Annotated in this window: 22 protein-coding genes and 1 tRNA gene; 8 read left to right on the top strand and 15 right to left on the bottom strand. The window is 45.7% G+C overall.

From position 1 onward, the window contains the following. Window positions 1–68: 68 nt before the first annotated feature. Both RA156_RS07130 and RA156_RS07135 read left to right on the top strand, forming a co-directional pair. A complete protein-coding gene (locus tag RA156_RS07130) occupies window positions 69–1046 on the top strand; it encodes a T9SS type A sorting domain-containing protein (protein WP_306643878.1) in 978 nt (325 codons plus the stop codon). 233 nt (window positions 1047–1279) lie between these two features. Further along, complete coding sequence (locus tag RA156_RS07135; RefSeq protein WP_306643879.1) at window positions 1280–1423, top strand: hypothetical protein; 144 nt, start codon at window positions 1280–1282, stop codon at window positions 1421–1423. A 259-nt stretch (window positions 1424–1682) separates the two neighbouring features. Here the strand turns inward: RA156_RS07135 and RA156_RS07140 are convergent, their stop codons facing one another. The 3 genes from RA156_RS07140 to RA156_RS07150 all read right to left on the bottom strand — a co-directional run bounded on the left by RA156_RS07140 (window position 1683) and on the right by RA156_RS07150 (window position 3178). Continuing rightward, on the bottom strand, window positions 1683–2477 hold the full coding sequence (locus RA156_RS07140) for a cation efflux transmembrane domain-containing protein (RefSeq protein WP_434064828.1): 795 nt from the start codon (window positions 2475–2477) through the stop codon (window positions 1683–1685). 7 nt (window positions 2478–2484) lie between these two features. Then, window positions 2485–2865: a DUF3703 domain-containing protein gene (locus tag RA156_RS07145; RefSeq protein WP_306643881.1), complete on the bottom strand. Its 381-nt coding sequence runs from the start codon at window positions 2863–2865 to the stop codon at window positions 2485–2487. Between the two features lie 239 nt (window positions 2866–3104). Continuing rightward, window positions 3105–3178: transfer RNA gene (locus RA156_RS07150), tRNA-Met, on the bottom strand. A 121-nt stretch (window positions 3179–3299) separates the two neighbouring features. Between RA156_RS07150 and RA156_RS07155 the strand changes: the two genes are divergently transcribed. Next, complete coding sequence (locus tag RA156_RS07155; RefSeq protein WP_306643882.1) at window positions 3300–3689, top strand: START-like domain-containing protein; 390 nt, start codon at window positions 3300–3302, stop codon at window positions 3687–3689. 7 nt (window positions 3690–3696) lie between these two features. Here the strand turns inward: RA156_RS07155 and RA156_RS07160 are convergent, their stop codons facing one another. The 4 genes from RA156_RS07160 to pcaF are packed head-to-tail and all read right to left on the bottom strand — an operon-like array spanning window position 3697 to window position 6806. Beyond that, on the bottom strand, window positions 3697–4347 hold the full coding sequence (locus tag RA156_RS07160; protein WP_306643883.1) for a tRNA1(Val) (adenine(37)-N6)-methyltransferase: 651 nt from the start codon (window positions 4345–4347) through the stop codon (window positions 3697–3699). Window positions 4348–4393: 46 nt separating this feature from the next. Further along, window positions 4394–4993, bottom strand: a complete 600-nt coding sequence (locus RA156_RS07165) for an acyltransferase (RefSeq protein ID WP_306643884.1) — start codon at window positions 4991–4993, stop codon at window positions 4394–4396. Next, on the bottom strand, window positions 4993–5601 hold the full coding sequence (locus RA156_RS07170; protein ID WP_306643885.1) for a YdeI/OmpD-associated family protein: 609 nt from the start codon (window positions 5599–5601) through the stop codon (window positions 4993–4995). Before RA156_RS07170 ends, RA156_RS07165 begins: the two co-directional genes overlap by 1 nt. After that, window positions 5598–6806, bottom strand: coding sequence for a 3-oxoadipyl-CoA thiolase (pcaF, locus tag RA156_RS07175; protein WP_306643886.1), 1209 nt, complete (start codon window positions 6804–6806; stop codon window positions 5598–5600). Before pcaF ends, RA156_RS07170 begins: the two co-directional genes overlap by 4 nt. Window positions 6807–6909: 103 nt before the next feature. On the opposite strand from pcaF, the gene RA156_RS07180 reads away from it, so the two are divergent. After that, window positions 6910–8004 carry a glycosyltransferase gene (locus tag RA156_RS07180; RefSeq protein ID WP_306643887.1) on the top strand — a complete coding sequence of 365 codons (1095 nt, stop codon included), beginning with the start codon at window positions 6910–6912 and terminating at the stop codon, window positions 8002–8004. On the opposite strand, the gene RA156_RS07185 is transcribed toward RA156_RS07180, so the two are convergent. From RA156_RS07185 to RA156_RS07210, 6 genes are all read right to left on the bottom strand, one after another. Beyond that, on the bottom strand, window positions 7994–8371 hold the full coding sequence (locus RA156_RS07185; protein ID WP_306643888.1) for a DoxX family protein: 378 nt from the start codon (window positions 8369–8371) through the stop codon (window positions 7994–7996). The two genes, RA156_RS07180 and RA156_RS07185, sit on opposite strands and share 11 nt — an antisense overlap. Then, window positions 8368–9441 carry a hypothetical protein gene (locus tag RA156_RS07190; protein ID WP_306643889.1) on the bottom strand — a complete coding sequence of 358 codons (1074 nt, stop codon included), beginning with the start codon at window positions 9439–9441 and terminating at the stop codon, window positions 8368–8370. Before RA156_RS07190 ends, RA156_RS07185 begins: the two co-directional genes overlap by 4 nt. After that, the gene (gene gldG, locus RA156_RS07195; protein WP_306643890.1) at window positions 9434–11191 is read right to left on the bottom strand and encodes a gliding motility-associated ABC transporter substrate-binding protein GldG; all 1758 of its coding nucleotides are present in this window, start codon (window positions 11189–11191) and stop codon (window positions 9434–9436) included. The genes RA156_RS07190 and gldG overlap by 8 nt, the downstream gene beginning before the upstream one ends. Continuing rightward, window positions 11185–11916 carry a gliding motility-associated ABC transporter permease subunit GldF gene (gene gldF / locus RA156_RS07200; protein ID WP_306643891.1) on the bottom strand — a complete coding sequence of 244 codons (732 nt, stop codon included), beginning with the start codon at window positions 11914–11916 and terminating at the stop codon, window positions 11185–11187. Before gldF ends, gldG begins: the two co-directional genes overlap by 7 nt. 117 nt (window positions 11917–12033) lie before the next feature. Further along, complete coding sequence (locus RA156_RS07205) at window positions 12034–12342, bottom strand: putative quinol monooxygenase (protein WP_306643892.1); 309 nt, start codon at window positions 12340–12342, stop codon at window positions 12034–12036. Next, on the bottom strand, window positions 12323–13135 hold the full coding sequence (locus tag RA156_RS07210) for an SAM hydrolase/SAM-dependent halogenase family protein (protein ID WP_306643893.1): 813 nt from the start codon (window positions 13133–13135) through the stop codon (window positions 12323–12325). The genes RA156_RS07205 and RA156_RS07210 overlap by 20 nt, the downstream gene beginning before the upstream one ends. Before the next feature lie 106 nt (window positions 13136–13241). On the opposite strand from RA156_RS07210, the gene RA156_RS07215 reads away from it, so the two are divergent. From RA156_RS07215 to RA156_RS07230, 4 genes are read left to right on the top strand one after another with little or no spacing between them, the layout of a single operon-like run. Continuing rightward, entirely contained in the window at window positions 13242–14264 is a 1023-nt protein-coding gene (locus tag RA156_RS07215) for a PhoH family protein (protein ID WP_306643894.1), read from the top strand. After that, window positions 14254–14658: a hypothetical protein gene (locus RA156_RS07220; protein WP_306643895.1), complete on the top strand. Its 405-nt coding sequence runs from the start codon at window positions 14254–14256 to the stop codon at window positions 14656–14658. Before RA156_RS07215 ends, RA156_RS07220 begins: the two co-directional genes overlap by 11 nt. After that, window positions 14655–15602, top strand: a complete 948-nt coding sequence (locus RA156_RS07225) for a phosphoribosylaminoimidazolesuccinocarboxamide synthase (RefSeq protein ID WP_306643896.1) — start codon at window positions 14655–14657, stop codon at window positions 15600–15602. The genes RA156_RS07220 and RA156_RS07225 overlap by 4 nt, the downstream gene beginning before the upstream one ends. A gap of 23 nt (window positions 15603–15625) precedes the next feature. Next, the gene (locus tag RA156_RS07230; protein ID WP_306643897.1) at window positions 15626–15958 is read left to right on the top strand and encodes a hypothetical protein; all 333 of its coding nucleotides are present in this window, start codon (window positions 15626–15628) and stop codon (window positions 15956–15958) included. Window positions 15959–16036: 78 nt separating this feature from the next. Here RA156_RS07230 and RA156_RS07235 read toward each other — a convergent pair whose 3' ends face one another. Together RA156_RS07235 and RA156_RS07240 are read right to left on the bottom strand one after the other, a co-directional pair. After that, window positions 16037–16630 carry a ClpP family protease gene (locus RA156_RS07235; RefSeq protein WP_306643898.1) on the bottom strand — a complete coding sequence of 198 codons (594 nt, stop codon included), beginning with the start codon at window positions 16628–16630 and terminating at the stop codon, window positions 16037–16039. A gap of 3 nt (window positions 16631–16633) precedes the next feature. Beyond that, the gene (locus RA156_RS07240) at window positions 16634–18010 is read right to left on the bottom strand and encodes a hypothetical protein (RefSeq protein WP_306643899.1); all 1377 of its coding nucleotides are present in this window, start codon (window positions 18008–18010) and stop codon (window positions 16634–16636) included. Window positions 18011–18031 lie beyond the last annotated feature (21 nt).

The following is an 18031-nucleotide window of genomic DNA, read 5'->3' on the forward strand; positions in this document are numbered from 1 at the left end:
CTTCTCAACCTACCTTGTGAGTGCGTCGAAACTATTCTAGCTTCAGCTTCACAACAAACACCTAAACTATGAGAACACTCTACCTTGTTGGGCTTTTCGTTTTGACAAGCCTTTATTCTATCGCACAAGAATGGGAGGAATATCAAGATGACACACTATTCACCTTTGAAACTCCATTCGAGCATGTGCTAATACCCTCTGACTCCTCGAATCTATGGGTGATTGCTCAACCAAATAAAATCAAACTTGATACTGCCTTTACGCCACAACTGGCTTTGATTACTGACAGCATCAACAATTACCCGATCAATAACCACTCTTCTTTTGACCTTATACTTTCAAGTGAACTGAATACCACCAGCGTTTACTTCGATTATGGCTTTTTCGTTGAGTTTCAACATAAAATGTACTCAGATACATTGACAGATGGAGGCTACATAGAAGCCTCGTATGATGGCGGAGAAACTTTTGAAAACATTATCGATCAACCAAGTGCCGATGTATACTGGGATGTAAGTCCATGGAACGACTTCGAGTACACCAATTTCAACCTGTACACTGATGACGATACACTATATAATGGTGAACGAGGTTATTCTGGTTGTTTCGATTGGACTCAAACTAACTTTGGATGGGGTTATATTCCTGTGGCACCATCCGGGTTGCTTTCTACTCAAGTCGACACTATCATCTTGCGTTTTAACTTCATATCCGACAGCCTAGACACCCAGAAAGAAGGCTGGATGATCGATAACTTCCGCTTTTATGCTGTTGACTTCGGAGGTTTCATAGGCGGACCAGCTGACGCCAACTTCACAGTTGGCCCCATCCCAGCTCAGCAACAAGTGACAGTGAACTTCCCAGTGCCATACGGGCAGCTGCGCTATGAGGTCTATGATCTACAAGGAAAAGTGGTCAAGGAAATCGCTGAAAGCGGGACACAGGCTTCTGTCATCGACATTGACGATTTGCCTAATGGACTTTACATACTGCGTATTTGGGGAGATGGAATAAACCTAGGCTCTGCCCGATTTATCAAAGACTAGCGGAATTAGCTAGAAAGACAAAGCCCGTTCAATCGAACGGGCTTTTTTATTTTGTAGCGAGAGAGAGACGTATTTGAGCAATTTTAAATGGGCAAAATAAAGCCCGTCAACGGCAACTCACTCATTTTGCTCCACCTTTCATATGGATACAAAAGAACCAAAGTGACCCCACAAAGCGAAAAGCAAATGTATGTTCCTGTGCGTGTATCGAGTGGCTTGAAAACATGCGCAACATGGTGAAAGGAACTGCCGAACACTATGGCACCCAACTCCTCGTGTACCTTAAAAGAAACCGAGAGTTGTTTGACGCATATGACCAAGGCAATGAATCAATCGAGCCGCAGGATGGCGATGACTACAACTTGGGGATATATTGATGGAGTGGATGTCAAAACAGAACCGAGAAAAAATGACGCAGTACGTGAAACAACATGGAACACTGCGGGATAAGCTGCGCCCATCTGCGTCCACTCAATCAAACATCTCACATTCCAAATTCTAATTACTCGACATTAAGCTTTTGAGCCTTGATATGGGCAGGAACCGAAGTTGTAACAATTTGGATGAAATTAAATAGCTTTAATAGATCGGTTCCTTTTTGTTTACACGATCAATCAGTCAAAGACTAAAACAATTCTATCTACTTAGCAGTAAGATGCGATATGCCCCTTGAATAACGAGTGCAAAAACAATGGTTCCCACGATCAAATCAGGTTTGTTTGAATTTGACCAATGAACCAAAATTGCTGCGATGATTACTCCCACATTTATAATGACATCGTTTGAGGTAAATATCATACTCGCCTTAATGTGTGCCTCTTCTTTATTCTTCGACTTTTGCAAAATGTAAAGGCAAATTGAGTTTGCGGCAAGTGCGAGAAGAGATACGATGATCATTGTGGAAGTGTCGGGAATGGTTTCAGCACTAAAGAACCTCCTCAAAACTTCTAAGAAACCGATCATCGCAAGGAAAATTTGAAAATATCCAGCAATCCTTGCAATGCGCTTTTTTTTAATAAAGGTCCCGCCAACCGCAATTAAGCTAATTCCATACACAAAACTATCAGCAAGCATATCGAAACTATCAGCGATAAGACCTATTGATTTCGAAATCAGTCCCGTACAAATCTCAATGACAAAAAAGACGAAATTTATGGCAAGAACGAATTTAAGAAGCTTCCTTTGGTTGGAATCGTCTTCAAACTCTATTTGATCCGTTCTCTCATATGAGATTCTCTTTCCACCTAAGTTTAATTCAAAAACACTTTTATCTATTTCGTCAACTTGTCCTTTATGAAAAACGGTCATCAAGCGATTATCAATCTCAAAATCTAAGTGCGTTACTCCTTCAATCTCCTCTAGTTTCATTCTAAGAAGATTTTCCTCAGACGGGCAGTCCATTTTTGAAATCTTGTAAACCGTTTTATTCATTCAATAATCAAGGCTCATGCGGAACGCCTGCTTTTTCAAAAATAGAAATCAATTCCTCATTTATAGGAAGTGGTTTCAAGGGTGGCACGTTAGCACCCCCCGTGTTACCAACTGGGATTTTTCCAACGAAAGATTTGACACCTCCAAATACTAGTCTAGGAATCTGTCCGACTACTTCCTTCCAGTTCTTAATTTTAAAACCGAATTGTAGCATTTTCCAATGAACGTAGCTGTGAGCGTAAGGATACTTTTGTCCAATTATATGTGCTCGCTCCAAATGGTTCCATGCCTTAGCACGGTTCTCATGATCAAACTCTCTTTTGTAATCTATCAGTTCCTTTTGGTAGTAAGGCTTTAAGCCTTTGGGCATAGAAGTGTAAAATCTCATGGCTTAGTTATACTTGTGTAATTCTCATATTACCCACAACTGTTTGACGAAAAATGGCTTTCTCTGTCTTGATACATTCGATGCGAAGTGTCGTAAAACAGATTGCATATACAAGTCATTTGCGGCTTGAGTGAAATATACAAAGGGCTTTTAAGGAATCCAATTATACAACTCATTATGCAACTCACAAAAAACCCCTTCTACAAACCGCTATTGACGGGCTATGCAGAAGGGGATTGTAGCGAGAGAGAGACTTGAACTCTCGACCTCAGGATTATGAATCCTGCGCTCTAACCAGCTGAGCTACCTCGCCATTTCAGGGGCGCAAATATAGATATTTTTTAAAAGTCACACCACATTTTAGACTTATATAAACGGAGTGGTATCGTAAGGGAAAATGTCTATATTACCTGACTTCCTAACAAGGACTATGTATGGATAAGGAAAAATTCCAACGAGAATACCTCATTAACGCCTCTAAAGGCATTCTATATAATTGTTTAAGTACTCCAAGCGGACTTTCTGAATGGTTCGCTGATGATGTAAACATCCGCAAAGATGTCTACACATTTCTGTGGGATGGCGCTGGTGAAGACGCCCGCCTTCTTACTAAAAAACGTGAAGAGTACGTTAAATTCAAGTGGCTCGAAACCGAAGAAGATGACGACGATAAGTCGTTCTTTGAACTTCGTATCAAGATCGATGCACTCACCGGTGAAACAGCCTTAATTGTCACTGATTTCGCTGAAGAGGATGAACTAGAAGAAGCGCAGCTACTTTGGGATAGCCAAGTAGACAAACTAAAGCGCATTCTAGGTTCGTAACCTCCTTCTAGAATATCAAAAGGAAGTCTTTCAAAAGCTCCTTATAATCATCTGAATACTCGCCAAAGGCATCTTCAACCGTGAGTTGGTTCGTCTCCATCTCTGTTTCTTTATGCCCTAAGGTCACAATGATCCGTTTGGCTTCACGATCCGGCTTGGTGTACAAATGAGTCATCTGTTCAGGATGAAGCGCTACATCATGCGCTGTATCGAAGAACTCTTCCTTTCGGTCGTATGGCCAAATGATGGTCATCTTCCCTCCTGGTTTAAGCAGACGCTTTCCGCCATCCATCAGATAGAAGATCGACAAACCATGATCTTGACGCGCCAAAGAACGCTGGTATCGTGGAGACCTCAGGCTCTCTTGAAAGAAAGGTGGATTAGAAACGATATGATCAAACTGATGGTCGCTCAAGAAAGACTGAAAGGAGGTGTTGGTGACTTCAATACGATCACTGAAAGGAGATCCTTGCACGTTTTGTGTTGCCTCTGAGGCAGCGGCTTCATCAATCTCTAACGTCGTGATCTCGATTCCAGGAAATCGCTGAGCAAGCATCAAGCTCACCACTCCTGTCCCCGTCCCTACTTCCAAGACCTGCAAAGCTCCTTCACAAGGAGCTAGCGCACCGAGTACCAATCCATCGGTCCCGATTTTCATTGCGCTTCGGTCTTGTCTTACTTGGAATTGCTTAAAGCGAAAAGGTTTACTCACCCTTCTTCAGTTGTTCCCAGGTTTCGTAGAGCTTTTCTTGTGACGGACGATCATCTGGAATTTCACTCAGAGGCTCAACTTCACGCATATGCTCCTGAATATCTCCTGGGAGCTGCTGGTATAGCGCGGTGCCTTTTGTCTTCCAGTTAAGCATGTCGTCACTGACCTCCTTGATGATCTTAGCTGGGTTGCCAACGACCAAACTTCTAGGAGGAACCACTGTCTTTGCTTTCACGAAACTCAAGGCGCCAATGATCGATCCGTCGCCGATCTCTGCCTCATCCATAATCACGGCATTCATGCCCACGAGTACATTCTTACCAATATTGGCTCCATGTACGATGGCTCCATGCCCTATGTGCGCACCTTCATCAAGGGTTAAAGTCACGCCTGGGAACATGTGCACTGTGCAATTCTCTTGCACATTACAACCATCTTTGATCACAATACCACCCCAATCACCACGAATCGCAGCTCCTGGTCCGATATAGCAGTCTTTTCCGATGATGACATTTCCCGTCACAGCGGCGAGCGGATGAACGTATGAAGATGGGTGGACAACTGGGATGAACCCTTTGAATTCGTAAAACATTACTTGTACTTATCGTTAAGTCCGCTTCCTTTTGCCAACAGGTCAATCACCTTTTTCATTCGGCGTTCCTTCGTCTCCTCACGTTTCGCTTCAGTAAAGAACTCTACATATTCTTTCTTATTCGAATAGCTCATACCATCGAAAGTATTCCAGACCTCGTTGCTTTGCAGCACTTTTTTGAAAGCTTCTGGTATAACCAATGGTTTGCGCGTCTTCGTGAGGTCGACCTTTTTTCCTGCTGCATTGTTCGCCGCAGCTTCACGGACGTACGCTTTAAAGGTATCAAGGTCAAGGGGATCGTCTTTAGTGAATTTCCATGTGCGCATTGCTGCATTACCGCTTGGTCCAACACTCAAGACCTCCGCAGTATCGTTAATCAAAGCACCCTGGAAAAAATGAACCACCATATGATGCTTGTGAGCGCCGTAGCTGCACACCAAGCCGTGATGATTGAGGCAAGGCCATTGCCATTTATAATCGTCTTGAATCTCAGCAACAGCATCGTGTGCTGCCTCACGAATTGAAGTAATTATCGCACGCTCAGCATCATCACGTTTGTCCAAGTAGGCTTGGATCTTTTGCGCTGCATCTGGATTCACCTTACTCATACTCGCTCAATAATGGCCGCGTATCCTTGTCCTACCCCAACACACATCGTTACTAAAGCATAACGCTTGCCAGTTTTCTGAAGCTCAATAGCCGCTGAATTCAACATCCGCGCTCCGGTCATTCCCAGTGGATGTCCGATCGCAATCGCACCACCATTCGGATTGACACGCGGATCATCATCATCAAGACCAAGCTCACGCATACATGCTAAACTCTGAGCTGCGAAGGCTTCGTTCAATTCTATGATGTCTAGATCATTCAAGCTCAATCCAGCACGTTTCAATGCTTTGTTCGTTGCCTCTACAGGACCAATTCCCATAATTCGTGGTTCAACACCAGCTACGGCAGAGCTTACAATGCGTGCCTTCGGAGTCAGTCCGTGTTGCTTCACTCCTTCTTCAGACGCCATCAACAAAGCAGCTGCACCATCATTCAATCCACTAGCATTTCCAGCTGTAACCGTTCCGCCTTCTTTGCGGAATACAGCTCTCAACTTCCCAAGCACCTCCATCGAGCTGTTTGGCTTGATAAATTCATCTTGGTCAAACACCAACGGGTCTTGCTTTCTTCTTGGAATCTCCACGGCAACAATCTCCTCAGCCAAACGTCCATTGCGCTGTGCTTCCGCTGCTTTCATTTGAGATCTGTAAGCGAAGGTATCTTGGTCTTCTCGACTGATCTTGTAGATATCAACCAGGTTCTCTGCGGTTTGTCCCATTGAATCGGTACCGTAGAGTTCCTTCATCTTCTTATTGACGAAGCGCCATCCGAAACTTGAATCGTGCATCTCTGCATCGCGCCCGAATGGCTTGCTCACCTTTGAGATCACCCATGGACCTCGCGTCATGTGCTCTACACCACCGGCAATAAATACATCTCCTTCGTTCAACTGAATAGCACGTGAGGCATTGATGGCTGAAGCCAATCCTGAGCTACATAGTCGGTTCACTGTTTCACCAGGAACACTCCAAGGAAGGCCTGCTAGCAAACCAGCCATGCGCGCGACATTACGATTATCTTCTCCCGCTTGATTGGCACAACCTAAGATGACATCTTCAATGGCTGCCAGATCAAGATTTGGGTGTCTTTCGATTAATGCTTTGATCGCGTGTGCCGCCAAATCATCTGTTCTTACTGGTGCTAAGGTTCCTCCGAAATTTCCAATTGGAGTGCGGATTCCGTCTATAAGAAATGCGTCTTTCATATTCGATATTCTGAAACAAAGATAGTGTTCCTTTTGGGGCTTTTTGTTTCCTCTTTTCGCTAGCGAGGAATAGGAAATCCTTGGAATTTCCGACCTTCGGAATGTGAAGATCGTGATCGTTTCTGTCTTCCCTCCGTTCCGTGGAGGTATTGCTCAATTTAACGAGCACATGATGAGTGCATTAGTGGACCAAGGACATGAGGTACACGCCATCAATTTCAAGCGTCAGTATCCTCAACTCATCTTTCCTGGGAAAACACAATACCTCGATGACCATCGCGAAATCGCCAATACCCCTGCACTTTTAGACTCCATCAACCCGCTTAGCTGGAAACGTACTGCGAGCCATGTAAACTCATTGAATGCCGACTTAGTCATCATTCCTTACTGGACCGGCTACCTGGCTCCTGCCCTTGCTTCGGTTGCACATCGTTGCACTGCTCCGGTTCTAGGATTGCTCCACAATGCGATTCCACATGACGCCGGAAGCTTTCAACAGAAACTTGGGAGACGTTTTATCGACGCCTGTGATCGCTACATCACGCTTTCTGAAAGTGTATCGAATGACCTTCTTCGATTGCGTCCCAATGCTTCGGTAACACAAGCTTTTCATCCAATTTACACTCATCTTGGTGAATCGCTAGCGCGGAACGCTGCTTCCCAGCTTCTTGGTGTAGACGATGACAAGAAAACACTGCTCTTCTTTGGATTGATTAGGCCTTACAAAGGACTTGACGTCTTGTTGAAAGCCTTCAATAAACTCCCTTCAGAATACCAACTATTAGTTGCAGGAGAAGCCTACGAAGATCAAGACAAATATGAGGCAATGATTGATCAAGCGGCCAAGAACAGAGTTGTCTTCTCCAATGGGTTCATTCCAGACGATGAAGTCAACCGTTGGTTTTCAGCATGTGACCTAGTGGTGTTACCCTATAAGTCTGCAACTCAAAGTGGTGTGACGGCTACAGCACTTCACTTCAATAAAGCGATCGTAGCATCGAACGTAGGTGGTCTCTCAGAATACATTGACCACGAATCCACAGGGATGTTGGTTCCACCTTTGGATGAGACCGCACTGAGCGAGGCCATTCTTCGCTGGTTTCACGGAAGCGATTCCGCGCTAGCGAGAGAAGAAAGCATACAAAAGAAAAAGGATCAATTCAGCTGGAAGCGATTCGCCCAGTTGATTACTTCGTGATCGAATACTTTCCACCGCCCATCAAGAACGACGCTAGGTATCCGATAAGATAGAGCGCTGCCAACTCCTTCTTTGCCCATGGATCTCCCCCGTGAACAATGAACATGGCTACAATCATGGTCACCCCTAACAACGCGGCTGCGATACGCGTGTAGTAACCTAGAACCAATGCGATGGCGCAAATGAGCTCAGTGAAGATGGCAAGAACCAAGGTGGCAGGTTCACCAATACCAATAGGGTCAGCGAATTTGATCTTATCAAAGCCTCCAAGCAGTTTCTCTGCCTTTTGCACACCGTGAACAAGCATGGCTGCACCGAACCCAAGTCGAAGGATCAATGCTACGATATCTGGATAGCTCTTTTTCATGGTGCAATGGCTTGGTATCCAGCACCAGAATTAGGACTAGGTGCAAATGCTCCAATCGGACGAAGCAAGGCATTGAATACAAATGTCTGAATCAAAGTCACCTCACTTCCTTTGACCACTCCATACATACGAGACTCATCCCACTTCGGAAGGTTTCCATTGGCATCAGGAACTTGAGCAGTCCCAGCAATCGGCTGCTTGTAGTAGATGTCAATCTTCTTGCGATTTCCTGAATTCTCTAGCACGCTCAAGGTGAAAGCCGGATTGGTGTTCAACAAGCTATCTTCTTGAGACTCCGTCAGGTGAGACATGTAGGTCTCAACGTGCACTTTCTTGTAAAGCAAGAGGTAATTCTTAACGGCCAAGGTGTCGAACAGGGGAACATCGCGCTGCAGCAACTCGCTGTGGAGTTTCAAATCGTTTCCACCGTTATACTTGATGGTGAAAGACAACTCAGGAGATTCATGGTGTTGCACCGTCACCTCACTGATATCTAGTTCAGGGTAATCGAATACACCAGTATATCGCCAATCATTCTCATCCGTGAAGAAGCGTGTACTCAAGAATCCAGTGAATCCTTCCATGTGTGTAATGAATGGTTCTGAAGATCGTCCGTCTTCAGGAGTCTCTAGAAGCATGTAGGTTCCCGTGTGATCTTGAGTAGCATTCCCGACGATGTAGGTTTTAGATAGCTGTCCGTTTTCATAGATCTCTACCTTCTTACCTCCAGATGACAATAGGCGGATAACGTTATCACGTGCGGCTTCTGGCACGGTAGATTTTACTCCAATGCGAGTGAACGTCTTCAGAAGCAGGTCCACAGCATCCTTTCGTGCTTTGTACTTGCCATTTAGATCCCAGTAGCGGCTATCTGCGTCGCGCTCCAGTGTAATGGTGCGTTCGTGCACATCAGCGATAAAGATCTTATCCACCTGAGAGGTATCCGCGATAGCGAAATCCGTCAGCGCATTCTTTGACATGGAAGACTGCCCGTCATTCATGTACCACATCACTCCTGCTCCTAGCGTCAAGGCTACGAGTATCAATAAAAGACGAAGGTTCTTACGCATATTTCTCAGTATAACGACGCTTTCTCATCCACATCAGAACCATTCCCGCGATAGCGATAACTAACAGCGGACCAGCAACATTCAATACTTGAATTAAGCCGCGATTGTCTTTTATGGATTCAGCGTCTAGCTTTCTCAGCTCAATCGTACGCGAACGGATGCTGATCATTTCAGGATCATCCAGCAGGTAGTTGATTGCATTGAGAAGGAAATCTTTATTGTCGTACACTACTTTGCGAGCGTAGCGATCATATCCTAGTGGTAGCGGTGCAAAGCCACCTTCCACTGGCATGAATTTGTTGCGACCGATATCACCATCGGCAACCACAATCATACGCGTTGGCAAACTTGTTTCACGGAAGGCGAAGTTAGGATCACGCACGAGTGTATCAGCCAATCTCCCTTTGAAGTTACTTGTGAACTCCCCTTCTAGCAAGGCCGCTAGCGGGAATGATTCATGAGGTCCGTTGCGGAAATAATCAATATCAAAGTCTACAATCGCTGGATTCACCCTTACTGGGGCTTTGCGCTCAAGCGAAAGTTCACTGGAAGCCAGCAGTACCGTCTTTTCAACTTGAGGGTTATTCCCAACCAAGCTCAATGAAGAGGTGAAGTCAAAGTGAATCGGATCTAAGTTTGTACAAATCGGGTGTGCGTTAGCATCAGGAATCACCACTGGCGCGAAATACCAGTTCTGAAGCTGCATGTTGCGCTGGTTCCCAAGCGGACCTCCATCCAAAAGGATTGGAGCACACTGGTAGTCAATGATCAGGTTGCGGTTGATACGAACGCCATAGTCGAAGAGCATGTCGTACAAGCCCATTTCATTGGTATTCGCTAGGGCTTGCTGATTTACTCGAAGGCTATCAAGGTCAGTTATGATCGGGTCAATCATCCAAAGCACCGCACCTCCGTTCATGATGAACTGATCAAGGATAATCTTATCACCTCTTGAGAATGCGCTATCTGGTTTAGCTACGATGAGAAGATCATAACGGTTGGTGCGTTCTGGAGCAGTTTCAACTTTGTCGCTCAAGGCGTTCACTCTGCCACCGATCTCAACACGCTCGACGTCGTAATCATCTTTCAAGGTCTCAACAAGATCAGCCGTCTCGATTGGCAATAGCTCGTCATGTCCTTCTAAAACACCAATAGCCGGACGATCGTCGCGCATCAGCATTCGCAGCTTGGAAGCGAACTCATACTCGATGTTGTTGATCGAAGAATTCACCATTTCATCCGTTGGCTCAGGCGACTGGCTATTGAACAACTGAACAGTGATCTCCTTCCCTTTATAGGTCATTATTGCACCTGGCCAGATGTTCTGGTAGTTGTTTACACCATTCTCTTCGTAGGCGATGCGGGTGAACTGAAGTCCTTGTTCATAGAGTGCTTCTTCGTTCTCACCAATCGTCTGGTCATCTTCAGATGCGTAGATATCAATGAATTCGTACTCGATATTGCCGTTAGCGAAATCATCGAATTCGTCAAGGCGTTCACGAATCGCTTTCTGTAGGCGCTTGAAACGCGCTGGGAAATCTCCATCAAGGTAACAACGGATGTAGACCGTTTCCTCGAGCGAGCCAAGCATTTGCTCCGTTGATTCCGTGAGTGTGTGACGCTTCTCTTCGGTCAAGTCAATCTTAGCAAAAGCAAAGCTTGAAGCAAAACCAATCACTACCAGAATGGCAAGGCTCAACAGAAGCTGCACCAAGTCGTTTCGGCGGTATGTCTTCTTGTGTTCTACCATCTTCTGCTTTGTAAAACTGTTCGTGAAGCAAATAGAAAGAGTGCGGTCAGAATACCGAAGTAGACCACATCTCGTGAATCCACCAAGCCTCGAGAAAGGCTTTTATAGTGATCATTCATTCCCAGAGCAATCACTGTATCGTCTAGTGGACCAAATAGATCAAAGCTCCCAAGAGATTCGAAACCGATAAACATGAAGAAGCAAATCAGCGCTGAAACCAAGAAGGATACAATCTGATTTGGTGTAATCGCAGAAGTGAAAATCCCAATACTGACATAGGCGCTACCGAGCAGCAAGAGCCCGATGTAAGAGCCCCACGTCCCCCCGCTATCTACGTTCCCCACAGGATTCCCAATGAAATGAACCGTTAGGAAGTACACCAATGTTGGAAGCAGGCTGATCAAAACCAGCATCACGCCTCCTAAATATTTCGCAAGTACAATTTGCATATCGCTAAGCGGACGAGTTAAGAGCAACTCAATCGTTCCGGTTCTTTTCTCTTCTGAGAAACTGCGCATGGTGATGGCAGGAATCAAGAACATAAAGACCCAAGGGGCGATAAAGAAAAGGGTATCGAGGTTAGATAGACCAACGTCCAAGGTGTTCCATTGTCCAGGGAAAATCCACATGAACAGAGACACCAAGAGTAAGAACACGGCGATTACAACGTAACCGATGAGTGAACTCAGGAAGGAACGGATCTCTTTCTTTAGTAGTGCAAGCATTACAGGTGGTTCATGCAAAATTAAGGTAAACTCTGGGCTTACCCGGTTTCAAATTCTTCAGTTTTTCACAGTTCAACGGGTATTCTTAGGATTTATTCCCAAGACCCTTTGTTGTGCTCAGTTCACTTCATTCTTCCCAGGAACAACCATTTGCTCTGTGGTCCACGCCTCAGGCTTGGCATCGAAGTGTTTCTTCGTTAAAGGCCAGACAGTTTTGAACGTCTCTGAATCGCGGTATGCGTTGAGCTCTTTCTCAGATTCCCAGTAGCTGTAAGTGAAGAAGGTGTTACCGTCTTTCTGCTGCAGCAACTCAAGGTGCAGGCATCCTGGTTGATTTCGGATATCGCTCTTGAATTTCTCAAAGGTGGTTAGGAATTCTTCCACGCCCTCTGGGCGGAAGACCATTTTAACGATTCGAACGATCATGGAATACAACTAAGATTAAGTCTCCTTTTTTCAAGCCGAATAACTGCGCAGCACCTCCTCCTGATTCTGGAGCGCCTCCCCCAATTCCAATCTCAAGAACACCTGCGCTATTGAATAAGCCCACCTTCTCCCCGTTTGGCACCTCGTTGTAATGACTAGAGATCTTTTCAATCTTGTGGCGTTCCGTACGAAGGTGAATAGTGAAATCACGACTCTTCCCTACCTCACGGAACATGCTTGAGGAGATGTCTGTGACCAGATTATCAAAGCGGTCGACGTAAACCACATGCCCACGAATGCTGTCGCCGTCAATGATTGGACGCAGCCTCGTGGCCTCGGTTACTGACTCTGCTTGACGGGCAATGACTTCAGGTGTTCCTCCACGCAACAAGTGACAAGCTACTTTGACCAATCGGTGTAGCACCGGAAAGGTTAGAATATCACTGTCGTATGGTACGTTAATATCATAAACGGCATCTGGCTGTTTGTCGAAAATAAGGGAGAAAATCCCTCCATCGGCAGCGATGAAATAGTGCCCGTCATATACCGCAATTCGGTGTGGAGTATCGGCAGAATGATCGGCATTTACTCCGATCAAATGCACGGTTCCTCTAGGAAAAACGGAGTATGACTGGCGTAAGTGAAATGCGGCTTCTGTAACGTTGAACGGCGATACCTCGTGACTAATGTCAACGATCTTCGCTTCGGGCAACTGTGAATACACGGCTCCCTTGACCATAGCTACGTATGGATCAGCAGTTCCAAAATCAGATATAAATGTGAGGATCGCCATTTCTTTTCCGTCGCTGACAAAGGTGCAAATTCCATGGGCTTTTCCTTACTTTGCAGCCACCGAAAAACGAACAGTTCAGGGTCAAAAAAATTAATAACGATCTGTATTGGACCAAGAGAAAGAAATTTCAATCCCCTTAGTTGATCCTTTGGTGTTGTTTGGAGCAAACAATTCCAAGTTCAAACTTATTAAGTCATACTTCCCGAAACTCAAGATTGTAGCGCGAGGAAGCAAAGTCAAGGTGCTCGGCGCACCCGAAGAAATTGAGCGCTTTGAAAAGAAGCTCGAGCTCGTTTTGTGGCATATCGAAAAGTACCAGCGACTCACCGAAAGAAATATTGAACGCCTGATGCAGGCCGATAACGAAGAGGTGAAAAACCGCGCGAAAGACGAAGATGTGCTGGTTTACGGACCTGGAGGTATCAAAGTCACGGCAAGAACTCCCAATCAACGACGCCTCGTAAAGGCCGTTGAAGACAATGATATGGTCTTTGCGATCGGTCCGGCCGGTACTGGTAAGACATACACCGCAGTTGCGCTCGCTGTTCGTGCCTTGAAAGAAAAGGAAGTACGACGAATTATCCTCACACGTCCTGCTGTTGAAGCCGGAGAGAACCTCGGTTTCCTGCCAGGAGATTTGAAAGAAAAGCTAGACCCGTACATGCAGCCTTTGTATGACGGTCTGACAGATATGCTGCCTTACGAAAAGGTGGCCGATTACATTGAGAAGGGCGTTATTGAGGTGGCTCCCCTCGCCTTCATGCGTGGACGTACGCTCGACAAGGCCTTCGTCATTCTCGATGAGGCGCAGAATGCCACGGTATCTCAGATGAAAATGTTCTTGACCCGCATGGGACAAAGCGCCAAGTTCATTATCACTGGAGACGTATCCCAGGTCGACCTTCCACGTAAACAGCCTTCTGGTTTGTTACGCGCGGTGAAGATTCTCGACAACAAAGAAGGCATCTCCATCATCCGTCTTGGAGGTGAAGATATCATTCGCCACAAGCTGGTAACGATGGTTATCAACGCCTTCGAACACGACGAGAAGGAACGAGAGGCCTACCGTGAAGCAAAGAAGCAAGAGAAGAAAGAAGCGAACGACGAAAAGAAGAACAATGAAGAGTAAACTATTCGTTATCAGTATTTTCGTGTTATTGCTTTCCGCCTGTGGCGGGAAAAAAGAGCTGATCATTGGAGAATGGCAGATGCAAAACTTCCAAGTGAATGATCCCAATGCCGGTAGCAAGGTGCAAGAGATCATGGTAGAGCTCTCAAAAAGCACACGCTATTCCTTCCTTGAAGACCAGACTTACATTATCTACACACCGAATAATCCGGATGGAAAAGCAGGTAGTTGGACTGTCGCCGAAGACGGTCAAAATGCCTACATCCTTCAAATGGGAAATGAGCCCAAACAAGTGCTCGCTGTTGAGGAAATCGAACCCGGTTTGCTCCGCTGCAGCACGAAAACAACCCGTATGGGTGACATTCGTTTCGAACTTAAACTTATTGATGAATGAACAGTATCTACACTACTGATTTTCAATTCAAAGGACAAACTTCAGTTTATCACGGGAAAGTCCGTGACGTTTATTCAATTGGTGAAGATCTACTCGTAATGGTAGCGTCAGATCGCATCTCCGCATTCGATGTTATCCTGAAGAGAGGTATCCCATTTAAAGGTCAAGTTTTGAATCAACTTGCCAGCTCATTCCTAGATCAAACTTCTGACATCGTTCCCAACTGGAAGATTGCCAGTCCAGACCCAAATGTCACCGTAGGACATAAGTGCGATGCCTTCCGTGTGGAAATGGTTATTCGCGGCTACTTGACAGGACATGCTTGGAGAACTTATAAGTCGGGTAAACGCACTCTTTGTGGTGTGACGATGCCTGAAGGCATGAAAGAGCACGATCGCTTTCCAGAACCCATCATTACCCCTGCTACTAAAGCAGAAGAAGGACACGATGAAGACATCAGCCGTGAAGAGATCCTAGCTCAAGGCATTGTGGCTGAAGAGTACTACGTGCAACTAGAAGACTACACTCGCAAGCTTTTTGCTCGAGGTACAGAGATCGCAGCGAAGAACGGACTGATCCTCGTAGACACGAAGTATGAGTTTGGAGTGAAAGATGGGAAGGTGTACTTAATTGATGAAATTCACACACCAGATTCATCTCGCTACTTCTACGCAGATGGTTACGAGGAGCGTCAAGCGAATGGCGAAGCGCAAAAGCAATTAAGTAAAGAGTTTGTACGCGAGTGGCTTATGGCTAATGATTTCATGGGGCAAGACGGACAAACGCAGCCAATCATGGATGATGCCTTCGTGGACTCTGTATCCGACAGATACATTGAGCTTTTCGAAAAAGTGACAGGAAGCAGTTTTGAAAAGGCTGATCAGAGCCAATTGCTGACAAGAGTCAAGAATAACGTAGATGCTTGGCTGGAAGCGAATAGCTAACTTTCAGCTATAAAGACGCCACTATGAATATCGATCGACCAGAAACGTGGGAAAAGCATGAGTTCGAAGCATTCGTCATGCTCATCGCAGCCCAAGCAGACCTTGAAGTAGAAGTAGAAGAAAAGCAAGTCGTACGCGAACGCGCAGGCGATTCATGGAACGACTTGATCAACGCCTTCCGCTCTATGAACGATGCTGAACGCATCAACACGGTTATGCAGCTTCGTGACAAATTCCTCAAAACCCCAGAAGACCACGAAAAGCTGAAGAAAGAAGTCCACGACGTCTTCCTAGCTGATGATCATTTCTCGGTTGTCGAGCGCGGGATGGAAATGCTACTTAATAAGATGCTATAGGCGTAAGGCTTATGGCCTAAGGCTTAAGCCATATTAAATACTGTCTACAGCATACCGCTTACTGCCTACAGCGAAAGCTCACTTTCCGAATCTCACACCCCTCGGCTGGTACTTATCTCCATCTACTGGTTCGCCGATGGTGATCATCTCCATGCCTGGTTTGATGAGCTCTTGTCTGATTTCGTGCGCTAGGCCGTATTGTACCGCTTGTTCTGGACTTAGGGTTGTGCGATTCACCATATCAGACTCTAGTGACTCTACTGATCTTCCGGTGGTGTCGCTCATGACGCGGGCGATGTTGTGTTGATCAATCTTTACGCTCTTCAGGTACTCATCGATTTGTTTTTCATCTACTGACAAACCGCCTTTGAGGTTGAGCTTCACGCTGTGAATGAGAAAACGTGAGTGTGGAACTACATAGCGGTTTGCGCCAGCGCAATAGATCACTACCCCGATAGAGTCTACAGAACCAAAGTTGTAGGTAGATACCGGGACCGGAATTCCCTTAAGGTAGTTGTGTAGTGATAGTCCGTGGAATACAGACCCTCCTGGTGTTGAAAGTAGTAGGTGAATGTGTGATGTTCCCTTGGTGATGAGTTCATCTACAGATTTGAATAGGCGATCAGCAGTTTTGTTATTCACTGGCGCCATAAAACGAATCGCTCGTTCCATAATTTAAGTTGCTTCATGAGGTGGCGGAAGGTCTTTCCTCTCCGCTCTAGTCCTCAACAGCGCTAAGCATCCGATCATTGTCATCATCGGTAATAACCAGATGACCTTTCCTCCTAATCTTGGTATGGCATTCGCGAAAGTACCATTGACCCACGCGTTGATTAGCACAAATAAGAGCGTGAGTACTACACTTCTTCTTACTGACGGGCTAATCTTCCTCCACTGCAAAACAATCAAGAGGAGCAGTGGAATACTCAATACCACAACAAGTGCGTACAAGCTGTTGAGTGCTTCCACTACACCAAATTCCTCTCCAACCAAGAGTTCTCTGTCATATTGTCTGGACGACTCCAAGCTTGGGATTTCTCTCGGGAGGTGATCATTCATAGCATTCCAGACCGTGCTGCCCTTTTCGAAACGACCATTCCCATCAGCAACACCAAAGGAAACCAACTGACGTCCTGTCGCTTTTAAGCTCGCTTCTACGTGCCAAGCGAGGTACTTTGGCTTCGAAAAGGAAAGATTGATGATCTCATTGAACTCTTCTCTGGTGCCCGGAAAATCACCCATGGCATAGAACGGACTGGATTCGTCCCAAATGAAACGCCAAGCTTCATCGGGAAGCTCATCTCGGTACTCGCAAATGGCAAATCCTTGATCACATTCTTCGTCGAGCAGTTTTTCTAAGACCCCATTCTCGAGCATAGCGCCCATGAAGAAGGCGTGCTTACTCTTTGCCAGAGCAGACCCCATGGTAAGCATAGATAGCCCTGTAAGTACAATCAGCATCCCAAGACGCCCGTACATTACGCGTTTCTTAAACGGATACGATGGAATCCAATTCCGCCATAAGGCGACCAAAACAAGAGTCAAGAAGGCAAGGAATTGACTAAAATGCCCCATGTGCGTGGCAATAGACACAAAGAACAAGAGGTAGAATAACGCTTGTTTCCAACCTTCTTTCAAGCCGAAAAAGAGGTTCAACACCACTAAGAAAGATATCGAAGTGAATATATCGGCAATCAACTGCGAACTATACCAAGAGACAGTACTAAACAAGGAAAGTATGATGAGAATAACCATACCATAAATGGGCGCATTCTTAGAGGGAACCAACCAATTCACGAGCCGAATTACCAACCCTGAAACCAGCAACGATTGAGCGATCACGGCTCCCCAAATAGTTAGACCGTTCAAGCTGAGCATTCGGAGAAGCACTCCATAGGTAATCGGACGATCGAAGGGTGTTTCTAGTCCGAAACCACTAGAGATATAAGTTCCTGTGTCTGAATAGAGAATCGGAAAACCATTCCAGAAGGCCGCAGCGCACAAGAAAAGCGTGCTGACAACAATGGCAATAAGGCTCCGAGTAATTTGCATGAGCGAAAGGAAGTAAAAATC

The sequence above is a fragment of the Sanyastnella coralliicola genome, assembly GCF_030845195.1.
GTDB lineage: Bacteria > Bacteroidota > Bacteroidia > Flavobacteriales_D > Sanyastnellaceae > Sanyastnella > Sanyastnella coralliicola.